This is a genomic window from Bifidobacterium porcinum (assembly GCF_055378475.1).
Genome location: NZ_AP029603.1, coordinates 73993 through 97039, shown reverse-complemented (window position 1 = coordinate 97039; position 23047 = coordinate 73993). Strand labels below are relative to the sequence as shown.

The 23047-nt window shown below is 59.8% G+C and carries 14 protein-coding genes; 8 read left to right on the top strand and 6 right to left on the bottom strand.

Annotation, left to right across the window (positions count from 1 at the left end; genetic code table 11):
• Positions 1 to 8: 8 nt before the first annotated feature.
• The 5 genes from ACZ41G_RS00360 to ACZ41G_RS00340 all read right to left on the bottom strand — a co-directional run bounded on the left by ACZ41G_RS00360 (position 9) and on the right by ACZ41G_RS00340 (position 9153).
• Positions 9 to 854, bottom strand: coding sequence for a phosphatase PAP2 family protein (locus tag ACZ41G_RS00360; RefSeq protein ID WP_464145313.1), 846 nt, complete (start codon positions 852 to 854; stop codon positions 9 to 11).
• Between the two features lie 209 nt (positions 855 to 1063).
• Positions 1064 to 2038, bottom strand: coding sequence for a zinc metalloprotease HtpX (htpX, locus tag ACZ41G_RS00355; RefSeq protein ID WP_033507543.1), 975 nt, complete (start codon positions 2036 to 2038; stop codon positions 1064 to 1066).
• 370 nt (positions 2039 to 2408) lie between these two features.
• The gene (locus tag ACZ41G_RS00350) at positions 2409 to 3869 is read right to left on the bottom strand and encodes an FAD-dependent oxidoreductase (protein WP_321046141.1); all 1461 of its coding nucleotides are present in this window, start codon (positions 3867 to 3869) and stop codon (positions 2409 to 2411) included.
• A 248-nt stretch (positions 3870 to 4117) separates the two neighbouring features.
• Positions 4118 to 6463, bottom strand: a complete 2346-nt coding sequence (locus ACZ41G_RS00345) for an HAD-IC family P-type ATPase (protein WP_464145311.1) — start codon at positions 6461 to 6463, stop codon at positions 4118 to 4120.
• Positions 6464 to 7227: 764 nt separating this feature from the next.
• Positions 7228 to 9153, bottom strand: a complete 1926-nt coding sequence (locus ACZ41G_RS00340) for a DHA2 family efflux MFS transporter permease subunit (RefSeq protein ID WP_464145309.1) — start codon at positions 9151 to 9153, stop codon at positions 7228 to 7230.
• Positions 9154 to 10381: 1228 nt separating this feature from the next.
• Here ACZ41G_RS00340 and pdxS point away from each other — a divergent pair.
• Together pdxS and pdxT are read left to right on the top strand one after the other, a co-directional pair.
• Positions 10382 to 11260, top strand: a complete 879-nt coding sequence (pdxS, locus tag ACZ41G_RS00335; RefSeq protein WP_015449602.1) for a pyridoxal 5'-phosphate synthase lyase subunit PdxS — start codon at positions 10382 to 10384, stop codon at positions 11258 to 11260.
• A 152-nt stretch (positions 11261 to 11412) separates the two neighbouring features.
• Positions 11413 to 12024: a pyridoxal 5'-phosphate synthase glutaminase subunit PdxT gene (pdxT, locus tag ACZ41G_RS00330; RefSeq protein ID WP_278767836.1), complete on the top strand. Its 612-nt coding sequence runs from the start codon at positions 11413 to 11415 to the stop codon at positions 12022 to 12024.
• Between the two features lie 231 nt (positions 12025 to 12255).
• Here pdxT and ACZ41G_RS00325 read toward each other — a convergent pair whose 3' ends face one another.
• Positions 12256 to 13812, bottom strand: a complete 1557-nt coding sequence (locus ACZ41G_RS00325) for a glycosyltransferase (RefSeq protein WP_464145307.1) — start codon at positions 13810 to 13812, stop codon at positions 12256 to 12258.
• Between the two features lie 120 nt (positions 13813 to 13932).
• Between ACZ41G_RS00325 and ACZ41G_RS00320 the strand changes: the two genes are divergently transcribed.
• The 6 genes from ACZ41G_RS00320 (at position 13933) to tet(W) (ending at position 23017) form a co-directional block, all read left to right on the top strand.
• Positions 13933 to 15186, top strand: a complete 1254-nt coding sequence (locus tag ACZ41G_RS00320) for a glycoside hydrolase family 5 protein (protein WP_052401115.1) — start codon at positions 13933 to 13935, stop codon at positions 15184 to 15186.
• 84 nt (positions 15187 to 15270) lie between these two features.
• Positions 15271 to 16872, top strand: a complete 1602-nt coding sequence (locus tag ACZ41G_RS00315) for an aminotransferase-like domain-containing protein (protein ID WP_464145305.1) — start codon at positions 15271 to 15273, stop codon at positions 16870 to 16872.
• Positions 16873 to 17423: 551 nt separating this feature from the next.
• Positions 17424 to 19040, top strand: coding sequence for an ABC transporter substrate-binding protein (locus ACZ41G_RS00310; RefSeq protein ID WP_464145303.1), 1617 nt, complete (start codon positions 17424 to 17426; stop codon positions 19038 to 19040).
• Between the two features lie 152 nt (positions 19041 to 19192).
• Positions 19193 to 20206, top strand: a complete 1014-nt coding sequence (locus ACZ41G_RS00305; protein ID WP_015449596.1) for an ABC transporter permease — start codon at positions 19193 to 19195, stop codon at positions 20204 to 20206.
• Positions 20206 to 20457: a hypothetical protein gene (locus ACZ41G_RS00300; protein ID WP_464145302.1), complete on the top strand. Its 252-nt coding sequence runs from the start codon at positions 20206 to 20208 to the stop codon at positions 20455 to 20457. Before ACZ41G_RS00305 ends, ACZ41G_RS00300 begins: the two co-directional genes overlap by 1 nt.
• A gap of 640 nt (positions 20458 to 21097) precedes the next feature.
• Complete coding sequence (gene tet(W), locus ACZ41G_RS00295) at positions 21098 to 23017, top strand: tetracycline resistance ribosomal protection protein Tet(W) (protein ID WP_000691721.1); 1920 nt, start codon at positions 21098 to 21100, stop codon at positions 23015 to 23017.
• Positions 23018 to 23047 lie beyond the last annotated feature (30 nt).

Genomic DNA, 23047 nt, shown 5'->3' with positions numbered 1-23047 from the left:
CGCACCACTCACCGCGCGGGATCGCACAACCGGTACACGCACCACACGAGAACGGGTGTCAGAACGAGCGATGTGCACACGTCGGTCGGGTAGTGCACGCCGTAAATCACGCGGGACAGCGCGACGACGAACGGCACGACGACCAGAATGACCGTCAGCACGGTCCGCAGAACACGCCAGACGAGCGGCGATCGCGGCGATTGTGACGATTGCACTGCCGTGCCAGCCAGTCCGCGGGAATCCTTGATTCGCGCGTCGATGACATGCAAGGCGAACAGCGCGAGCGACACGACCACCACCGAGCAGGCTGTGTGCCCGCTGGGGAAGCTCGGGTCGGGCATCAATGCGCCGCGGGCAGTGCTGGGCCGCGGCCTGTCAACAATCGTCTTGATAAGGCCGACGACCGCCATCGGCAACGCAGCCATAGCCAGCCCCCGCAACATCTGACCGGCGCTGCGCGTTACCGCCCAAATCACGCCAAGCAGCACGACAATCACCGGCACGGCCACCACCGCGGAGAAGCATACGGCGATGGTATGCGCTGCCGGCACGAACGCCGCCCAACGCGCGCCCGCGGCAAGAATCAGCCGCATTTCCGCGACATGGTCCGCCGTATTGGACCGCAATATCAGACCTTCGACGATGGCAAGCGCAACGACCGCAAGCGCGAGCGATACAATGCCGATTGACGTTCGGTGGCGCGAAATCGCATGCGTGGCGGACTGTACTGCGGTCTGCCCGGTCGCGACACCGATAGCGGCGTCATCAATTGCAACGTCATTGATCGCAACATCGCCGGGGAGTCCTTGGATGTCTTGGGATTCTTGAACTTCCTGTCGCCAAGTTTGTGCCACGGCCGAATCCTTTCATCCGCATTCGCTGTCATTGCGTGCGTCTGCCGGCCAAGATGGCGGCGGCACGAACACGAGCCATTTAGCATACCATCGAAGAAATCGCCGGAACGCGACAATCGACTCGCCGGCACCAAGCCGTCACAACCGCCCGATTCTCAGCGTCGGTACAAGCTTCTGCCGACGCCCGGCACCCACCTTACCGTCGATAGTCAGCGGCCGTACTGGGAGTAAGCGGGCTGGGCGGTCTGCTGGTAGGGCACCTGCGGGGTCTCGCCCGGCATGGTGACGGCGGCGCCGTGCATTTCGTGGGCCATCTGCATCAGCCGGTTGATGCGGTCGGCGGTCGGCGGATGGGTGGAGAAGAGCTTCTGGAAGCCTGCCTCGCTGAACGGGCTTTCGATCATCATGGCTGCGGTGCTTTGATTTCCAGCGGTCGCGGCCATCGGATGCTCCTTGACGCCATACGAAATCTTGTACAGCGCGGATGCGAGCGCCTCCGGGTCTCCGGTCAGCTTGCTGCCGTCCTCGTCGGCGTCATACTCACGCGTCCGAGAGATCGCAAGCTGAATCAGCGACGCCCCGATCGGCGCGAGAATCGCACTCAATATGACCCCCAGGAAGCCCAGCGGCCCGGAATCGCGGTCATCGTCATCGCCACCGCCGAAATACATAAGCGCATAGCCAAGATATGTGATGACCGTCGCCATGGCGGATGCAATGGCCGAGGTGAGAATGTCGTGGTTGTACACGTGCATAAGCTCGTGACCGAGCACACCGCGCAGTTCGCGCTCGTTGAGGATCTGCAGGATGCCTTGCGTGCAGCAGACGGCGGCGTGATGCTCGTTACGGCCGGTCGCGAAGGCGTTGGGGCTCATGGTCGGCGCGATGTAGATGCGCGGCATGGGCTTGCCGGCGCGGGCGGACAGTTCACGCACGATCCGGTACAGTTCAGGTGCTTCCTGCTCGGAGACATGACGCGCGCCCATCGATGCGATGGAGATGCGATCCGAAAACCAGTATGAGATGAATGTGCTGGCCACACCGATGACGAGATACACCCCCAGCGTGTCCTGACTCGCACCGGTCAGCCACCAAATCAGCATGATGATTGCCCACATCAGCCCAAACAGAAAGACTGTTTTCAAGCCGTTGCAGTGACCATGCACCTTCATGTTGCCGTTCATGGTGTTCACACTAAAAGCCGTCGCTGAGTTTTTTCTGAATACGCGCTTGATATACGGCGCGATGGCTGTTCCAGATACGCGACGGGGGTGCCGCAACGTGCAAAAAACGTTGCGACACCGCCGTTTCTTGGGGTTATGCCGATGGGGTTCTGCGGCGCTACGCCTTCAGCTCAGCGCGTCCCGGTTCCGATCAATCCGGGATACCAGCGCGTCAGCGTGCCAACGCGCAATGCCGACCCGCCAAACTCGCCAGCATGCCAGACTGAAGACCCACCAGCGTGTCAGCCCGCTGGATCAGTCCGCCAGCGCCAGACCGCCAACTCATCAGTCCGCCGCCCGCATCACTTCACACGCGTCCACTTCGTCCGCATCACTCGGCGTGAGCGAGCGTACGCATCTGCTCAGGCTCGATGACCTTCTTGTGTTCGCGGCCTTCCTTCGCGCCCTCGGAACGTTCGAACGCATCGATACGCTTCCAGCCGGCGAAATCAATCGGCTCGACACCGCGTTCGGCAAGCAGGCGGTCGATGGATTCGGGGTCGCGATCCGGGGCGATGCGGCCACCCTCGGCGGCCTTCGACAGGTCCTCAAGCATATTGGTGACGATCATCAGGGCGTCGGACTTCGTGGAGCCGATCAGGCCCACCGGACCGCGTTTCGCCCAGCCGGTCGCGTACAGGCGGTCTCGCACCTCGCCGCCTTCAGCCTCGGTGGTGATACGGCCGTCGCCGCCCGCGTTCGCCAGATGTGCGTGCCGCTCATCGTAGGCGATTCCGGGTGCCGTCGCAGGCTTGTATCCGATGGCATGGTAGACCGCCTGCACCGGGTAGTCGGTGAATTCGCCGGTGCGGTGCATCACGCCATCAGCTCCGGTTTCAGTACGTTCCACACGGATTGCCTTGACTTTGCCGTCCTCGCCGAGCACTTCGGTCGGAGCGGAATTGAAATGCACGTAGTATTTGCGGTCCGCGGGGTTGCCTTCGAAATCGACGTCGCCGTCATCTTCCATGTCTTCGGCCATTTCGCGAATCGCGTACAGCTCCTCGACCATCTGACGGGTCAGCTTGTTCTTGCCGGCTTCCTCGATGGTGTCGTCGTCAAGTTCGAAATCGTCCTCGTTGATAATCAGCTGGACTCCCGGCAGTTTCTCCATTTCACGAAGCTCCTGCACGGAGAACTTCGCCTGCGCGACGCCACGGCGGATGAACAGGTGCAGTTCGCGCGCCTTGTTGTTCTTGATGCCTTCGTACACGTTGTCGGGGATGTCGGTGCGGGCCTTGAGGTCGTCGGCGTTGCGCATGAGCTCGCGGGCGACGTCCATGGCCACGTTGCCGCCGCCGATTACGGCGACCTGCTGCGCGTCCAGCGGCCACGTGCGGGCGCCGGTGGGATAACCGTCATACCATTCGACGAATTTTGCGGCACCGTACACGCCATCCAGGTCTGCGCCAGGCAGATTCAGCGGCTTGTCCTTGACTGCGCCGGTTGCGAAAAGCACAGCGTCGTAGCGCTGCAGCAGATCGTCCAGCGTCACGTCCTTGCCGAACTCCACATCGCAATACAGGTGGATGTCAGGATTGTCAAGGGTTTTCTCGAGTGCATCCGCAATGAATTTGATGCTCGGATGGTCCGGGGCCACACCGTAGCGCACCAGGCCGAAAGGCACCGGAAGCTTCTCAAACAGGTCGATGCGGGCGTCCGTGCCCACACCGAGCTTCTCGCCTTCCTTGCGCAGCTGGCGCAGGAAGATATCCGACGAATAGACGCCTGCCGGGCCGGCGCCGATCACTGCAATCCGCAGTCCATTCTTGTCATCATGTTGGTCAACCATGCGTTCCAGCCTAACGCAACCTCGGTAATTGCGGAAGATGTACGAGCGCCGTGCAACCGGCCGATTACACCACGGACCGATAGCGAGCGCCCGAGCAGGATTCCGTCACAAAACTGCCCGCCGTGCGATCAATCAATCACACGACGGGCAGATACCAAGCAGAGAAAGAAGGAACCAGGGTCGCACCCCGCCGCCATGCGACTAGCGAGTCACACAGCAGACAAATACCAACCCCGAAGCCCGACCCCCTACTCGCGATCGAGCAGCGCGGTCAGCGCCCACAGGATCGACACCACGTCAATCAACTCCTGCAAGAATGCGCCGACCACCGCGGGAATCAGATTGAACGCAGCGCACACCATGCCTACAATCGCCAGCGACAAGCCGGCAATTACCGCCTGCAGCATGACACGCTTGGTCCGCCGTGCAATCGCGATCGCCTTCGGCACGCATGCGATGTCGTCGTTCATGATGACCACTTGCGCGGATTCGGAAGCCGCGGTCGTCGTGCCATCGGTCATCGCCATGCCGATATCGGCAGCCGCGAGAACCGGAGCGTCGTTCACGCCGTCGCCAACCATCATCGACACCGGACGCGTGGTCGACTCGCCGACCAGCTTCTGGATGATGCGATCCCACCACGGCTGTGGAGCAACCTTGTCCTGAGCGGCGGAACGGACGGTATTCACCTTGTCTTCCGGCAGCAGCTCGGAATGGACGTCGCTGATACCGACCTCGTCGGCGATGATACGGGCGCTAGGCTCTTTGTCGCCGGTCACCATCGTCAGATGTTTGACCCCCAAATCGCGCAGACGCTGCAATGATTCCTTCGCATTCGGCCGCGGAATATCCTTCATCACGATACGAGCCGCAAGCTTGCCGTTCACCGCCACATACGTGGCCATCTCATCAGGGGCGAGACCGCCGTACCGGCTGTCCGGGAAGAAATCAAGCGGTGTAGCCGACTGAGGTTGCAAGCCGGCGTCCACCTGACCTTGCGTGACATATGCGAAACGTCCAACGCTGACGTCCAGCCCATTGACGGTGCCGGTAATCCCCTTGCCGGCATCCTCGTGGATGTTCTTGACGACCGGGTAATCACCGCGGCGATGCCCCGGATCGGTCGCGGGTTGCGCACAGTTGCGGTTGCCCTTGTCGAAGCGGTCATGCAAACGGTCGATTGCCGCCGCCCCCGCCTTCACAATACCTTTTGCGAGGATGTGCACGGAGTAGGTTTCCACGACCCCGGCGAGCATGAGAATATGATCCTTGTCGAGGCGGGCGTGGGCGGAGCCTGCTCCCGTCCCAGCGGCATCGGCTCCCGAGCCTCCAGCGACCACGGCAGCAGCGGTATTCGCGGCAGCGACAGCGGCGTCTCCCGCCGGTCTGCCCACCATGGCGGCCGTTCCGGCTTCGGTGACGCGCATCGGGATCCCGGCGCCGGCATCCGGCAGCAAATCAACGCGCACGACCTGCGGCTGCTTGACTGTCAGCGTGCCAGTCTTGTCAAAGAAGATATGTGAAACGCGGCCAAGATTCTCCAAAATATCCTGGGCTTTAATCAAAATCCCAGCCTTCGCCAAGCGACCAGTGCCTGCCATATACGCAACCGGGGCGGCGATGAGCAGCGGGCACGGCGTAGCAAGCACAAGCACCTGCGCGAACCGCGTCGGCACGCCGGACACACCCCACGCCACGCATGCGATGATCAGTGAAATCACTGTGAACGGCACAGCAAGGATATCTGCGGTTTTCACGACGGTCGCACGCGAATTCTGCGCTGACGCAACAAGTTCTAGAATGCGCTGGTACTGGGAGTCGTGCGACAACTGGGTGGCGCGCATGGTGAACGCGGTCGAACCGTTGACCGCCCCCGACATGACGCGGGCGCCGGCGAATACCTCACGCGGCACCGGCTCACCGTTGATATTGCTCAAATCGAGGGTTGCCTGGCCGCTCATCAGCACGCCGTCAACAGGGACGGTCTCGCCGGGAAGCACGGTCAGCACGTCATCCAGTTTGACTTCCTCGACGGGAATCGTGCGGAAGTGCACATTGCTGTCATCGGTCGCCGGAGCCGTTGAAGTAGGGGAGTCATCGGCGCGGTCGGCACTTGTCGCGTCTGCGGTCTTATGGAAGCCGTTCTCGCTATGCTGCGCCCTGCCTGCCGCCGAACCAACACCCGGCAGCGCGGCGACATGCGCGGTCTGCGGGGCAGCCTTGATCAGCGCGGTCAGGTTGCTTTCCGCCTTGGACTGCGCGTATTCCTCAATCGCCTCGCCGCTCCAAACCATAAGTACGACAGTCCACGCCGCCCAGTACTCGCCCACGGCGACCGTGGACAGAATCGCGATCACCGCGAGAATATCGACACCGACGTGGCCGTGGCGCAAATCATCCACCATGCCGATAATCGTGTCTACGACGGTATACGCGACCAACGCGATGATGATGTACTGGCCCAGTGACGGGTCAAGGGAACCGAGGGAATGGCCCCACGGCCGGAAACCCCACAGCAACGCAATCGGCAGCGCACTGATGATGGTGATTGGAAGAAGCGGTACTCGCTTGCAAAGATCGATGATGCGTCTCATCGTTTCTCCTTACGCTCGTATACGGGGCCGGATGCAAGGTGCTTGCACCCGGTTCTGCAATCACGCCTTGTTAACCCACCGACTGCGTTGTTGGTGCCGGGACTTGAATCCCGGGACAAGCGCCTCCGATACACGGCGTAAAGATGACATATTCAGTTATGAAATTCAATTATCGCAACGCGCATGTGCGCGACTTCTGCCATGGTATCAGTTTGCGGACGCCACGCGAGTCAGGCGCATATGGCGTGTCGCACCGGACGGCGGCTGCGGATTGTTCGTCGGGAATCCCGTTGGGAATCGCCTGTCGCAAATCGTCTGCGGCAAGCGCAATGTCACAGGCAATCCGTCATGAGCCGCAGCCACGTTCCGCTTCGCTGCGACAGGATGCCGGTCACAGGCGATGACTCTCAGTCAATTCACAGAGAAACACGGGCGTGTTCAATGACTTGCCCGGTAGTATGCAAACTATCAGCGGACATCCGCTGACCGGGCGCAAACCCGATAACTCAATCCCTTCTCTTCTTCTCTCTGACCCGGCGGTTTCTCTTCTCCCCGCCGGGTTTCTCTTTTCTTTTTTGCGCAGGCGGCCCCACAGTGCGGCACACCACAATCCACCGTGGAAGCCCCGCCGCCGAACCGGTTACAGCGAGAGGTAATCAACGCAACCCGTTCAGGGAAGCACACCAACCAAGCGGCTCAGTAACACCAAGCCTGCTCCGCATAACCGGTTCGGGGAAAAGGATCGCAATCAGCGTCAGTGCCCGTCACTCATCCGCAGGCGCAACCGTAGTGACCATGTACCGCATCAAATCGGAACGGCTGATCACACCGACCACCTGCTTGCCATCCTCACCACCGGTAACCGGGAGCTTCTTGATGCGATTGCCGGCAAGCATTTCGCACACGCGACGGATCGTGGCATGTTCATTCACCGTGACCACACGATGCGTGCAAATCTCCATCACATTGGTCTGGCGCAAACCAGCCACGCGCTGCGCAAACTTGTCACCCTGCACCCACAGCGCATAGACATACGCCATCGACGCCTTGTCATTCGTATCGCCGATCAGCGTGCGCATAATATCGCCATCCGTCACGAATCCGACAGCATGATGATGCTCATCGAGCACCGGAATGCCCGTCGTGCCGTTTCGCACAATCACCACAAGCGCATCGTAAGCGCTGTCGGCGGCGGTGACAGCGTACACATCACGCTTCATCGCATCAGCAAGCGACGGCTCACCGGCATGTTCCAAATCCTGTTCGCGCGCTTCGGAAACCTCAACGCCGGCAGCCGCGGCCGCCTTCGCCTTAGCCTCAACCCGAGCAAGCGCAAGCGCAGCAATAAAGCCCAGCACATCCACCACGAACGCGACACGGCACGCGATATCGAAGCCCGCAGCCGTACCGACCGCAACAGACTCGCCAAACGCCTCATGAGCGGCGGACACCGCAGACAGAATCCCAACAAACACGGATGAACCCACACAACCAGCAATCTGGAAAGTCGTGGACACAATCGTCACGCCATGCGGATACATCCGGCGGTCAAGGCTGGACAGCGCATACGACTGCGCAGGCCCCATCACGCAAGCGCAACCGGCAATCGCAGGCGCGTAAAGCAGCACAATCCGCACGCTGGTCGTCGAACCGCCAGTAAACGACAACGCCAGCACGAAGCACGCAATCACCGCCATACCGACACTCACCAGCCAGCCCACGCCGAAACGGTCAAACACCTTGCCCGCCACCGGCGACAGCACACACGACACAAGGCACGCCGGCAGCAGTGTGAGCGCCGCCTGCAACGGAGTGAAACCAAGCGCACTCTCCATGAACAGCGGCAGCAGAATATTCATCGAAAAGACCGTCATCAGCGCGGCGATCACCAGCAGCACACCCAGCACAAACGCGCGGTTGCCAAACGGCTCCAGATTCAGGAACGGCTCAGGAATACAACGCTGGCGCAACACGAATACGACAAGCGCCACCACGCCGATAACCAGCGCGACAACAGCGGCGACCAGCTGACCGGAGAACACCGTAGACACGCCGTACAGCAGGCCGATCAAACCGATGGCGGCAAGCACCACCGACAACGCATCCATATGCGGGTGCGTCAGCTGCACGATATCACCGACCCACAGGACCGAACACACCAAGCAGATCGCGGACAAGGCGGCGAGCGCGAAAAACAGCGTATGCCACGTGCCATGCGCCAGCAGCGCGCCTGCCACAATCGGGCCGAACGCCGGGCCAAGTGTGGTCATCGCACCGATGATACCCATGTAAACGCCAATCTTGTTCTTCGGCGCGACAGCGAGCGTCAGATTCATACCGACCGGCACGATCATACCGGTGCCAAGCGCCTGCACGACGCGCGCCACAACCAGAATCGCGAAATTCGGTGCGACTCCGCCGATAATGCTGCCGGCGACCAGCAGAACCAGGGATAGCGCCATCAAACGCGACGTGCGGACTTTCTTGTACAGGAATCCCGCAACCGGGACCATCACAGCGGCGGCGAGCATGTATGCCGTCGTCACCCATTGCACAACGCCGGCGTTCACCGACATGTCCCGCATGATGGGATTCAATGCCACGTTGAGGAATGTTTCGTTGAATGTGGCAAGGAATGTGGCGAATCCAGCCACGAAAAGAACACGGCCAGGTCTGATGGTCGAAGTCACGTGTTGTCCTTTCTTCTCTTTCAGCTCTTGACGCTGCTCGTTGTCTGCTGCGTTTTGCTTCTTTGTTGTTTCTTGTTCATCGTTTCGGCACGATCGCCGGGTTTGCGCGCATGAACGCCGCGTTTGCCGCGCGAGGTTGTTGCCGAAACGGGCGTGAATTCAGACAGCGAAGCCCGGACCGGGAAATCCCGAATCCGTTGATTTTCCTCGACATGCCTGATGAACGAGATGCATAAGTTGCATCAATGAAAGGCGAAATCTACAAAAATAGCCGCAGTGTCTCGTGACACGCATCGTTTTAACGTAATGGAAAATCTGAAACTTCGTAAGTGAGTGGGCGTGTCGCGGTGCGGGGTGGGACGAGGGTGGGACGCAAACGCAGAGCGAGCGTATGAGTGCGGGACACCATCTCGGAACCAACCCCAACCACCCACTTTGTGAGCCAATCCTCACACAACGCGTCATCCGCACCTGCCAGCCTGCTGATTCCGGGCATCCGACCCTCACTGTGTGAGCCAATCCTCACAAAACCAGCACCAAGACAGACAACACAGTGGATTCCGACCTCCCGACCACCCATTGTGTGAGCAAATCCTCACAAACCGGGTACACGAGCCGGTAAAACAGCAGATTCCTGCTTCCCAACCACCCGATTTGTGAACCAATCCTCACAAACCCAGCACCAGGACGGCCAACACAGTGGATTCCGACCTCCCAAACCACCCGATTTGTGAGCCAATCCTCACACAACGCGGGACAGACCTGGCTCCTCGCATCGTGCCTATCCGAATACACGCAACCGCGCCCTGATCAACGCCTGCCACAACCAGCACGTCGCCGACCGCCCCCGACTAACCTCACCCCCGCTACCAGCCACCAGCCACAGGTCATCACTGCTCCGGCACACATCCACCCGTCATCCGCCGCACGCATCCGCTCGTCACCCACCACACCCGTCATCCGCCGCGCACGCCACACCCCATCCACCACACACCACACCCACACCCACCGACGGCCCCTCGCCGCACACCCAACCAATCCAACCGCAGATTGGCTGGGTCACAAAATCGCGTATTGGATCGATTTCGTAATGGATTTCAAACAATCAGCCCGCCATAATGATGCGTAATCACTCATGACGGGCGAGAAAAACGCGGAAAATCGCAGATTCGCAACGCGAGCGCGCACGCGGCAAACATCCCGCCCGCCCGAACCGGAAAGGATTGACATGGCCGAAGAAAACCGCGCGGAACTCAACAGGAACCTCGCCCAGATGCTCAAAGGCGGCGTCATCATGGACGTCACCACCCCGGAACAGGCGAAAATCGCCCAGGATGCCGGCGCATGCGCGGTCATGGCACTCGAGCGCATTCCCGCGGACATCCGTGCGGCGGGCGGTGTGAGTCGTATGAGCGACCCGGCCATGATCAAGGGCATCCAGGAAGCCGTCACCATCCCGGTCATGGCGAAAGTGCGCATCGGGCATATCGCCGAGGCGCGCATTTTGCAGGCCATCGATATCGACTACATCGACGAGTCCGAGGTGCTCTCCCCCGCCGATGACGTGTACCACATCGACAAAACCCAGTTCAAAGTGCCGTTCGTGTGCGGCGCGAAGAACCTGGGCGAGGCGCTGCGCCGCATCGCCGAAGGTGCCGCGATGATCCGCACCAAGGGCGAGCCCGGCACCGGCGATGTCATCCAAGCCGTGCGCCACATGCGTACGATGAACCGTCAAATCCACGAGCTGCAGGCACTGCGCGACGACGAAATCTTCGAAGCCGCCAAGAAGCTGGAAGTTCCCTACGACCTGGCCAAGTACGTGCATGACAACGGCCGTCTGCCCGTCGTGAACTTCGCCGCCGGCGGCGTGGCGACCCCGGCAGACGCGGCCCTCATGATGGAGTTGGGCGCTGAAGGCGTGTTCGTCGGCTCCGGCATCTTCAAGTCCGGCGATCCGGCCAAGCGCGCCGCCGCCATTGTGCAGGCGACCGCCAACTGGCAGGACGCGGACCTGCTCGCCCGCCTGAGCGAAAACCTGGGCGAGGCCATGGTCGGCATCAACGAGGACGAAATCAAGACCATCATGGCTGCTCGCGGAGAGTGATCCGGGCGTAGTACGGGCCGGCGCCGACGCGCTTCGCCGGTGTCGGCCCGCAGCCGGGTGAGACACGGGCTGGCGCGACAACGGCGCGACAACGGCGCGACAAGATACGCGCTCAGAGATGCCGAAGAGAGCATGAAAGAGAGGAGGACCCTATGGTTGTAGCGGTCCAGTACATCGAAAAGGAGCAGGGCGGCGACCAGACGCACGACGTCACCGGTATCCTCGCCGTCCAGGGGGCGTTCGCCGAACATGCGGCAACCCTTGACAAACTGGGCGCATCCTGGCGTCTACTCAGGGCGGCCGAGGATTTCGACGACTCCATCAGCCGCGTGATCCTGCCCGGCGGGGAAAGCACCACGCAAGGCAAGTTGTTGCATTCGACCGGATTGTTCGACCCGATCAAACGGCATATCGACGCAGGCAAGCCGGTGCTTGGAACATGCGCGGGCATGATTCTGCTCGCCAGCAAGCTCGACAACGACGACAATGTCTACTTCGGAGAGCTTGACGCGGTTGTGCATCGCAACGCGTACGGGCGGCAGCTGGGCAGCTTCCAGACTGTCGGCTCGTTCGGGGACATCCACGACCTGCCGCTCGTGTTCATCCGCGGTCCGTATGTCGCGCATGTTGGCCCGAAAGCCACTGTCGAGACGGAAGTGGACGGGCATGTGGTCGGTCTGCGGCAAGGCAACATTCTCGCCACCGCGTTCCACCCGGAACTCACCGACGACACGCGTGTGCACGAGTTGTTCCTGTCGCTATAGGGCTGCGGGGCGCTGGGGCATATAGGAGTCAGGCTGCCGCTTCTTCCGCGCCTTCCGTCTGCTTATGTATGCGATGACATACGCAACCGGACGGAAGGCATGGGAGAACAGCGGAATCTCCCGGTATCTGTCGGCTTGCGTATGTCCAGACATACGCAACATTGCGTCGACAGAATCACGGATTAATGAGCGCATCATCCTGTGCAGCATCACACACAAACCGCCACGCTGTCACTCCGCGGCCCCACCATCGGATGCGCCATCGGATGCGCGATCGCGGCCAGCGACCACGGCACCGGCTGCACCAGTTGTGCCAAGGGCGGCAGCCGCGTCAAGCGCCGCATCTACATCATCGTTCCCGACATCAGCCGCCCGTCGCGCGGTATCCACCGCCTCCCGGGTTTCGGCCTCGCCACGCGCTGCAGCGTCTCGGATTTCCGCAATCAGCGTCTCGCCGGCCTGCAGCCCGCCCATGGCAAGCCGTTCGAAGTCCGCGGCCGCCTGGTCAATCATCCTCTCGACAGGCTCGGCTTTCGCTGTCAGTTCGAGCTTCGCGCCTTTGCGCGTGAGACTGGAGTCCACGTATCCCTTCAGCGCCAAGGTCTCGGCAAGACGTGTCACCGACACGCGCCCGGCGTCGAGATAATCCTGCAAGGCCTTGAAATCAGCGGTATCACCGCCATAATGCAGGAACACGATGACCCGCACTTCGCCAAGATCCATACCGAACTGCGTAGCGATACGTTCCAAATATCGGTCCAGTATCCGAGATGCCAGATGTGCCGCGATGAAAGGATTGTCACGCATGCCATCGGGCACAATCAAGGGAAGCCGCTCCTCGCCAAGCCGCTTGGTGCTGGGCAGAGCGGGATTCGCCGAACCGTCCGACGCCCACGCGATCAGATACCGGTAGATGCTGGCCCGCTTGCGCGCGAACGTGTCCTCGTCGTACACCTGACGGAAGAACTCGGTGTAATAGTCGAACACATAGCGCTTGATCCGCACGGTTTCCGAGAGCTTCATCGCATGGTTGACGAGCGACCCCTCGGTTTTCACGTAGTAGTACATCGGCACGTGAACCGGGTACACGCTCGCCGCATACACCATGTAGTCGAGGTTGAAAATGAAATCCTCGCACCAGCTGACACTCGTGTCCATACTCACCTGATGGCCACGGATGATGTCACGCCGGTACAGTTTGTTCCACAACACCCCGAAGTAGAAATCCGCGGGATCCTTGAGCAGTTCGTCCGCATACTCCTCGCGCGAAATCACGCGGTCGATGCCCGTCAGTCCGCCCTTGCGGGACGTGCCCTCGCCGACCACACGGTAGAAATCGGCGATGACCATGTCGGCCCCGCTGTGTTCCGCGGCGCGCACCAGCAGTTTGGTGGCGTCTTCGGTGATCCAGTCGTCGGCGTCAAGGAACTGGATGTAGGTGCCGCGGGCGAGCGCCATGCCCTGGTTGCGTGTGTCGGACACGCCGCTGTTGGGCTTGTGGATGACACGGACGCGCGGATCTTTGGCGGCGTATTCGTCGAGGATCGCGGGCGAATCATCATGACTGCCGTCGTCAAGCGCAATGAGCTCGAAATCGCGGTATTCCTGCCCAAGGATGCTGTCGATGCAGCGTCGCAGCGCGCCGGCGGCATTGTAGACCGGCACGATGATGCTGACGGTTGGAGCGGTTGGGGCGATAGTTCCGGTTGAGGCTGATATCCGGCTGTCGCTGCCGGTCTGCGGTTCGGTATTCGATTCGATGCGTTGTTCTGTCTGCTGTTCCGCCATCTTGCCCATCCTTGGCCGATTCGCCGGTTGTTGAGTTTCGTCAATCGCTGATATCGCCTATTATCGCGCGTTTTCGCGACGACTTGTGTATTACAGTGAGGAAAAAGACAGGAGCCTGCGATGAAGCGATTATCTCTGCAACGGTTACCTCTGCCTTGGCGCACCGCTACTGCGGACACAGGTGCCGAGCCTGGCGGCCTTGCCCCGATTCGCGGCGTGAATCTCGGCAACTGGCTGGTCCTGGAAAAGTGGATGGAGCCGGCATTGTTCGAAGGCTATCCGGCAGAAGACGAAGACACGCTCGCGACGGTCGCCCCGAAAGACCAACTCGCACAACGCATCCGGCACCATCGAGACACGTACATCACCGAACGGGATTTCCGCGAAATCGCCGCCTGCGGCATGAACCTGGTGCGTCTACCGGTGCCGTACACCGTGTTCGAATCTGAGCCGCCGCTGGGCGGCGCGTGGCGCTACGTGGACAAGGCGATGGCGTGGGCGCGTACGTATCATCTGCGCGTGCTGCTCGACCTGCATACCGCGCCGGGCGGGCAGAACGGCTTCGACAGTTCCGGGCTGATTGGCGCAGTCACCTGGCATAAGAAACCGCAGAACGTGGAAAAAGCCATCACCGTGTTGGAAGGGCTCGCCCACCGCTACGGGCATGATCCCGCCCTATTCGGCATCGAAGTCATCAACGAGCCGGTCAGCTGGCCGGTGTTCTTCTCCAACCGCAAGAAACTGGTGGCGCGCAATCCGAAAGACAAACGGTACTCCAGCTACGTACCGATGAGTTTCCTGCGGCAGTATTACCGCGCGACCTACAAACGATTGCGGCGCTACCTGCCGGACGATAAGGCGATCGTGTTCCACGACGGGTTCCGGTTCGGTCTGTGGCGAGATTTCTTCAAACGTAACCAGATGACGAACGTGTATGTGGACGCGCACGTGTACTTGTCGGCGGCAGAGCGGATCGCCCGGGTGCACAGTCCGTGGGCGTACCGGCTGTTCCTGCACTGGCAGCGGCGGCGAATCCGCAGCATGCAGCGCGTGGTGCCGGTGCTGGTCGGCGAATGGTGCGTGGAGAACGAGTGGGCGAAAAACCTTGACCCCGGCGAAATGGACCTTGACCAGTTCGATGACGCGCAACGCCGCCGGTTCGCGCATGTCACGCGCATGCAGCTCGACTGTTTCGGGCAGGCCGCGGGGTGGATGTACTGGTCGTGGAAACTGGAGCCGTCGCCGCACACCGCGCCTGACGCACTGTGGAAGGAATGCTGGGATTTCCGGCGATGCCTGATGCACGGGTGGCTGCCGTCCCTCCACCGTCCGCCTGCCGTTCACGCGGCACCGCGCACCGCCAGTCCCAGCTAAAATGTCGCGCAAGACATCACGCCGGAAACTGAAAGCCAACAACCAACAGCCAGAACCCGACAACCGGAAGGAGGGTCGCCGCCGATGCCAATCACACTGAACCGCCACAGCAGCGTCCCACTGTACCGGCAGTTGGTCAACACCCTGCGTGAGGACATCGTCTCCGGCGCGCTCGCCGCGAACTACAAGCTTCCACCCGAACGCGAGCTCGCTGAACGGCTCGGCGTCAACCGCGCGACCGTCCTGCAAGCCTACCAACAACTGAAATCAGAAGGCCTGATCGCCTCGCACGTGGGGCGCGGCACTTTCGTGTGCGCGAGCGATGACCGGCAAGGTGGCGCGCCGCCGTGGCAGATTCTGTTCAGCGATTATTCGAACCGCTTCACCTATCATGACATCGCCGCCGCCGACCAGGCACAGCAAGCGCCCGACGCCGTCGATTTCGCGACCGGCTCGCAGAATCCGGCGGATATCCCCGATAATCTGCTACGCAGCGTCAGCATTCGCGCGTTCGAATCGACGGATTTCCACAGCACGCAGGAATCCCCCATCGAAGGGTTCCCCCAGCTGCGCGAACTGCTCGCCGACCACATGACGCAACGCGGCGTGCGTTGCGACGCCGACAACGTGATGGTGCTGTCCGGCGCCGAGCAGGGGCTGGATTTGTGTGTGCGCGCATTCGTGAACCCCGGCGACTGCGTACTGGTCGAACAATCCACGTTTTTCCCCGCGTTGCAAGCTTTTCGATCCGCGGACGCGCGGGTGATCGGCGTGCCGATCGACGAACACGGCATGCGCACCGACCTGCTCGACGGGTATTGCAAACGATTCCATCCGAAACTGATCTTCACCATTCCGACCTTCCAGAACCCGAGCGGCGCGACCATGCCGTTGCGTCGACGGCGCGAAATCGTCGAAACCGCGATGCGCTACCAATGCCTGGTCATCGAGGATGACCCGTATGGCGAACTGTGCTACAGCGGGCGCACCGACGGGGCAATGGATGCGGGAGGCCACGGCGGAATCGGCGGGATCGGCAATGCCGGCATCGCAAGCATCCCCGGCAACGCAAGTGGCGCAGGCAACGCAAGTGGCGCGCCCTCCCAGCGTCCCCGCGAGCTGACACCGCTCAAAGGCATGGAAAACGCGGGATACGTGATTTACCTGTCAACGTTTTCAAAGACAGTGACGCCGGGGCTGCGAACCGGCTGGCTGGTGGCTGACAGCCATGTCATCGCGCGGATTGCAGCACTGCGGCGGATGATCGACCAGCACACGAGCTCGTCATCGCAGCTGATTTGCATGGAGCTGCTCAGCAGTGGGCGTATCGGGCGGCATATCGGGCGGTTGTGCGAAATCTACGGGCATCGGCGCGACCTGATGCTCGATGCCTTGCGCCGGTACGCGCCGGACGGGATGCGCTGGAACACGCCGCTGGGCGGTTACTACCTGTGGGCACGGCTGCCGGATGGCTTACGGGCCGCACGGTTGCTGGATGACGCGCGGCACGCGGGAGTGACGTTCATGCCCGGCGATATGTTTGCGGTTGATGAGGATGACAGCAGTCATATCCGGTTGAATTTCGTTCGACCTGATTCTCGGCAGATTATGCCGGGGATTCGGCTGCTGTGCGACACAATCACCGAGGCGGAGCAGAGTGCTGATAGGCGCGGCGGCGAGCGCTAGACATCACATATCCGGACAGGTACGCATGCCAAGACATACGCAACCGGCAAGATAGACAGCCGACACTAGGACCACCGGAGGCATCCGGGAAGTTACGTATGCCCGCACATACGCACGATGACAGGCCCGCCGTCCGGGCTGAGGTATCTCCCGGCATCGGTCACCTCGCGTATGTCCACGCACACTCACCACGACAAACCCACCGCCCGAACCGAGATATCAGCCGATATCCGTCGACTTACGTATGCCGGAACACACACGACCCGCGCAACACTCCGGAGTTCCCCACGACACACCCCGCCTTCCGCCGCCGACAGAAGCCCCCGCACCGGCGTGTCGTCTGGTATGCTAAATCGACCGTCCCCAGCGATACGAATTACTTATAGCGAGCGCGAGACCGCTGCCATACCGCCGCACATCGCGCGTGCCGGTAATTTCCCCGTGATGCGGGACAGGAATACTTTGGTAAACACAACGACATCCTGCATGCAGAACAGCGAGAACAACGCTTCGCTCAAACAGGCACAAGACACGGGAGAACAGATACGATTATGGGTCACACACACCGCTCCGGCCGCATCAATCGGTCGACATTCGCAATATTCATCGCGGCCATCGCCGCCCTCACCCTCACGCTCGCCGGTTGCGGCTCCAACACGGCCAAATCGTCGGGCGACCCCAACACGCTGACGGTCGCCATCTCATCGGCGGTCAGCACCCTGAGCGTCAATCAGGAAGCCGGCAGCGCGAACTACCAGCTGGCGGCCCTCTATCAGGAGGGTCTTACCGGCGTCGATGGCACAGGCAAGGTCATCCCGGCGCTCGCCACGTCCTGGAAGTCCAGCGACAACAAGTCGTGGGTGTTCACGTTGCGCAAGAACGTGAAGTTGCACGACGGCAGCACGCTGACCGCCGACGACATCGTGTACGCGATCAACGTGGCCCGCGATTCGAAGAAATCACCGGGCCTGTCGGTGTATTGGCCTGATTATGTGCAGTCCGCCGAGAAGACCGGCGACAACCAGATTACCATCACCCTGTCCAGCCCGCACAGCGATTTCCCGATCCAGGTATCCAATGTGGCCGGCCTGTTCGTCACGTCGAAGAAGTTCTTTGATTCGGCGGGCTCGAATTACGGCTCATCCAAGAAGCTCATCGTCGGCACCGGCCCGTACAAAGTCACCGAATTCGACCCGTCCAGCCATGTGACGCTCACGAAGTTCAAGGATTATTGGGGCAAGAACAATGGTCCGCAGACGGTCCGCATCGATTTCGTGACCGAGGATTCAACCCGTCAGCTGGCGTTCACCAGCGGCAAGGTTGACGTGTCGTTCAACGTGCCGGTGACGAGTGTCGCCCAATGGAAGACGAACGGCGGCTCGACCACCGCGTATTCCGACCGCTCCTACTACGGTCTGACTTTCGACCCGAATGTCGCTCCGTTCAACGACATCCACGTGCGTAAGGCCGTCTCGTACGCGGTGGACAAGAAATCCATTGTTTCCGGCATTCTCAAGGGCTACGGCGAGGTCGCCACGGGCATCGATTCCCCGGAGCAGCTCGCCGGCTGGACCGACAACGATGCGAGCAAGGCGTCCAAGCAGACAGCCAAGCTTCCCGCCATCAGCTACGACCTGAAGAAAGCAAAGTCCGAACTCAAGCAGTCTTCCAAGCCGAACGGCTTCACCGCGACACTCACCTACCCGACCGGCTACGCGCAGGTTGGCAAGGCGTCGCTCGCCATCGCGCAGAATCTCAAGAGTCTCGGCATTACGCTCAACGTGAAGGAAATCCCGCTTGAGCAATGGCTGAGCGAAATCGGCAACGGCAAGCAGGGCGTCGGCTGGATGATTTACAACCCGACCACCCCGCAGCCGAACGAAATCACGTCCTGGCTGCTCGCGGCGGGCGGTTCCGGCACGAACCCGGCAAACTGGAACAACGCCGAAGTCGCAGCGGAAACCGAGAAAGTCGGCACGCTGGATCAGGAGTCCGACAAGCTGGCGCTCGTGCTCAAGAGCACCACCACCGCACTGGACGAGGACATCTACTCGCCGATTTACTGGGGCAAGTCGGTGGTCGCCACGGCAAAGGGCGTGAAGCTCGCGAAAATCGGCACGTATTGGCTCGGTACGAATTGGGCAGCGGATTTCAGCAAGAACGCGTAGCCTGATACTGGCATCCGCATCCGCAGGCCCCTGCGATCGAGCAGTCCGGCGATTGACGGCTTGTCGCCCGTGGCGGATTCCGTCGCGGGCGACAAGCCGTTCGCATCGCACCGGCACACCGGCGCTTCGGCGGGCCCAGCCCAGATGCGTATATGACGAAAGGCGGATTTGTGAAAGTCGCGAAGTTCATAGGCAGACGCCTCGCCAATCTGGTGATTCTGCTATTCGTGCTGTCGCTGGTCACGTTCGGTCTGCTGTACCTGACGAACAGCGACCCGGCACGCACATTGGCCGGCGCGAAAAAAGTCAGCGCTGCACAGCTTGCGGCGATCCGCCACCAGTATCACCTTGACGAACCGTTATGGAAGCAGTACATGATCTGGCTCAGCAACGCGGTTCACGGGGATTTCGGCACGTCAATCCGCACGCAACTGCCAGTGTCTCAGATGATCGGGCAGCGCGCATGGGTCACGTTGACGTTGGCCTTGCTGGCTCTCGCGATTGCGCTACTCATCGGCTTGCCGCTTGGTGTGGTCGCCGCAAAACGACATGGCACATGGCGTGACGGGCTGATCACCGCGCTGGCCGTCGTCGGGCTGAGCGCACCGAGTTTCGCGGTCGGTCTGCTGTTACTGTACGTGTTCGCGGTCAAGCTGGGCTGGTTCCCCGTGTACGGGCTGGGCGACGGGAGTTTCGCCGACGCCTTGCCGCATCTGCTGTTGCCGGCGATTACGCTTGCGGTCGGCTTATTCGCCGCGGTAATCAAGGTGTCGCGCGCTTCGCTGCTCGAACAAGTGGAGTCAGATTACACGTTGTTCGCCCAGTCGCGCGGCGTTCCCCGCGGCACAATTACCCGCTGGCAGTTGCGCAATGCGGCGTTGCCGATTATGACGTCGTCGGGTTTGCTGATCGCCTCGCTGATTTCCGGCACGGTGATCGTGGAAACGACCTTCTCGATTGGCGGGTTGGGCACATTGCTGCAGGAATCGGTGACGTTCAAGGATATTCCGGTCGTGCAGGCGGTGACGCTGCTGCTGGCGACCGTCATCTGTGTGACGACGGCAATCATCGACGCGTTGTATGCGCTGGTTGATCCACGGTTGCGTCCGAATGGCGGACACCGTAATTCCGCAGACACGCCGACGAACAAGGAAGGTGAGGCGTGATGTCCGATACGACACAAACTTCGGCACCGGGTCAAACCCCGCAGGACCCGCAGATGTCAGTGCCTCAACCGGCATCCCAGCCCGCAACACTGCAACCCGCCACAGCACCACGGCACCCGCGACTGCTACCGCTGCCCGCCCGCATCCGCCGCGCGATGAGCGGCTCGTGGGCCATGCTGATCGCCACACTGATTCTTCTGGCCACCGCTGTTATCGGCTTGATTCCATCGTTCAATGCTCATGTACGGTAAGGAAGCAAGCAACCGAAAACAAGAGATAGACCGCCAGCACTACACTATTCCGAACCAAAGACCAAAAGATAAGCATTGTGGGAAAATCTAAACTTTTGGATTTTCCTACAATGCCAACTACGGCGGAATCCCTCCCACTCCTTATATCTTTCTGTATACATTGAATTTGTATTTAGTAAAATGCAGACAACACCACGGATCGGCTTTTGGTTGGACAATTCCAACCAAACACCACAGCAGACAGCAGAAAACATTCTGAACGCTAGGAAGCCGGTATGATTGTTACATATAAGGGGAAGAAAAATTTCTTTTAGGTACTTGCTTTCCTAAAACTGATGTGATACAATGATTTAATCCAGAAAAGGAGTAAAAAATATGCGGCAAGGTATGCTTAAATAAAACTATAATCAAATAGTGGGAACAAAGGATTATGATAGCTCCTTTTGTAGGGGCTTAGTTTTTTGTACCCAATTTAAGAATACTTTTGCCTTATCAATTTTGACATATCCCCAAAAACAGCAATCACAAACAGGTGTATGCTGTATATGTGTATGTCCGCAACTTATAATCCCCAGTGGTAAAAGTATTTTACTGCTGGGGATTTTTATGCCCTTTGGGGCTGTAAAGGGAGGACAATCACATGAAAATAATCAATATTGGAATTCTTGCCCATGTAGACGCTGGAAAGACGACCTTGACGGAGAGCCTGCTATATGCCAGCGGAGCCATTTCAGAACCGGGGAGCGTCGAAAAAGGGACAACGAGGACGGACACCATGTTTTTGGAGCGGCAGCGTGGGATTACCATTCAAGCGGCAGTCACTTCCTTCCAGTGGCACAGATGTAAAGTTAACATTGTGGATACGCCCGGCCACATGGATTTTTTGGCGGAGGTGTACCGCTCTTTGGCTGTTTTAGATGGGGCCATCTTGGTGATCTCCGCTAAAGATGGCGTGCAGGCCCAGACCCGTATTCTGTTCCATGCCCTGCGGAAAATGAACATTCCCACCGTTATCTTTATCAACAAGATCGACCAGGCTGGCGTTGATTTGCAGAGCGTGGTTCAGTCTGTTCGGGATAAGCTCTCCGCCGATATTATCATCAAGCAGACGGTGTCGCTGTCCCCGGAAATAGTCCTGGAGGAAAATACCGACATAGAAGCATGGGATGCGGTCATCGAAAATAACGATAAATTATTGGAAAAGTATATCGCAGGAGAACCAATCAGCCGGGAAAAACTTGTGCGGGAGGAACAGCGGCGGGTTCAAGACGCCTCCCTGTTCCCGGTCTATTATGGCAGCGCCAAAAAGGGCCTTGGCATTCAACCGTTGATGGATGCGGTGACAGGGCTGTTCCAACCGATTGGGGAACAGGGGAGCGCCGCCCTATGCGGCAGCGTTTTCAAGGTGGAGTATACAGATTGCGGCCAGCGGCGTGTCTATCTACGGCTATACAGCGGAACGCTGCGCCTGCGGGATACGGTGGCCCTGGCCGGGAGAGAAAAGCTGAAAATCACAGAGATGCGTATTCCATCCAAAGGGGAAATTGTTCGGACAGACACCGCTTATCCGGGTGAAATTGTTATCCTTCCCAGCGACAGCGTGAGGTTAAACGATGTATTAGGGGACCCAACCCGGCTCCCTCGTAAAAGGTGGCGTGAGGACCCCCTCCCCATGCTGCGGACGTCGATTGCGCCGAAAACGGCAGCGCAAAGAGAACGGCTGCTGGACGCTCTTACGCAACTTGCGGATACTGACCCGCTTTTGCGCTGCGAGGTGGATTCCATCACCCATGAGATCATTCTTTCTTTTTTGGGCCGGGTGCAGTTGGAGGTTGTTTCCGCTTTGCTGTCGGAAAAATACAAGCTTGAAACAGTGGTAAAGGAACCCACCGTCATTTATATGGAGCGGCCGCTCAAAGCAGCCAGCCACACCATCCATATCGAGGTGCCGCCCAACCCGTTTTGGGCATCCATCGGACTGTCTGTTACACCACTCCCGCTTGGCTCCGGTGTACAATACGAGAGCCGGGTTTCGCTGGGATACTTGAACCAGAGTTTTCAAAACGCTGTCAGGGATGGTATCCGTTACGGGCTGGAGCAGGGCTTGTTCGGCTGGAACGTAACGGACTGTAAGATTTGCTTTGAATACGGGCTTTATTACAGTCCGGTCAGCACGCCGGCGGACTTCCGCTCATTGGCCCCGATTGTATTGGAACAGGCATTGAAGGAATCAGGGACGCAACTGCTGGAACCTTATCTCTCCTTCACCCTCTATGCGCCCCGGGAATATCTTTCCAGGGCTTATCATGATGCACCGAAATACTGTGCCACCATCGAAACGGTCCAGGTAAAAAAGGATGAAGTTGTCTTTACTGGCGAGATTCCCGCCCGCTGTATACAGGCATACCGTACTGATCTGGCCTTTTACACCAACGGGCAGAGCGTATGCCTTACAGAACTGAAAGGGTATCAGGCCGCTGTCGGCAAGCCAGTCATCCAGCCCCGCCGTCCAAACAGCCGCCTGGACAAGGTGCGCTATATGTTTCAGAAGATAATGTAACGTCTTGCGCAATGCAAGCGTTCATTGCTG

Coding starts and splice junctions, on each gene's coding strand:
- ACZ41G_RS00300 (WP_464145302.1), top strand. CDS start 20,206: ATGTCCGATACGACACAAACTTCGGCACCGGGTCAAACCCCGCAGGAC.
- ACZ41G_RS00310 (WP_464145303.1), top strand. CDS start 17,424: ATGGGTCACACACACCGCTCCGGCCGCATCAATCGGTCGACATTCGCA.
- pdxT (WP_278767836.1), top strand. CDS start 11,413: ATGGTTGTAGCGGTCCAGTACATCGAAAAGGAGCAGGGCGGCGACCAG.
- ACZ41G_RS00325 (WP_464145307.1), bottom strand. CDS start 13,812: ATGGCGGAACAGCAGACAGAACAACGCATCGAATCGAATACCGAACCG.
- ACZ41G_RS00345 (WP_464145311.1), bottom strand. CDS start 6,463: ATGAGACGCATCATCGATCTTTGCAAGCGAGTACCGCTTCTTCCAATC.
- ACZ41G_RS00320 (WP_052401115.1), top strand. CDS start 13,933: ATGAAGCGATTATCTCTGCAACGGTTACCTCTGCCTTGGCGCACCGCT.
- ACZ41G_RS00315 (WP_464145305.1), top strand. CDS start 15,271: ATGCCAATCACACTGAACCGCCACAGCAGCGTCCCACTGTACCGGCAG.
- htpX (WP_033507543.1), bottom strand. CDS start 2,038: ATGAACGGCAACATGAAGGTGCATGGTCACTGCAACGGCTTGAAAACA.
- ACZ41G_RS00350 (WP_321046141.1), bottom strand. CDS start 3,869: ATGGTTGACCAACATGATGACAAGAATGGACTGCGGATTGCAGTGATC.
- pdxS (WP_015449602.1), top strand. CDS start 10,382: ATGGCCGAAGAAAACCGCGCGGAACTCAACAGGAACCTCGCCCAGATG.
- ACZ41G_RS00305 (WP_015449596.1), top strand. CDS start 19,193: ATGACGAAAGGCGGATTTGTGAAAGTCGCGAAGTTCATAGGCAGACGC.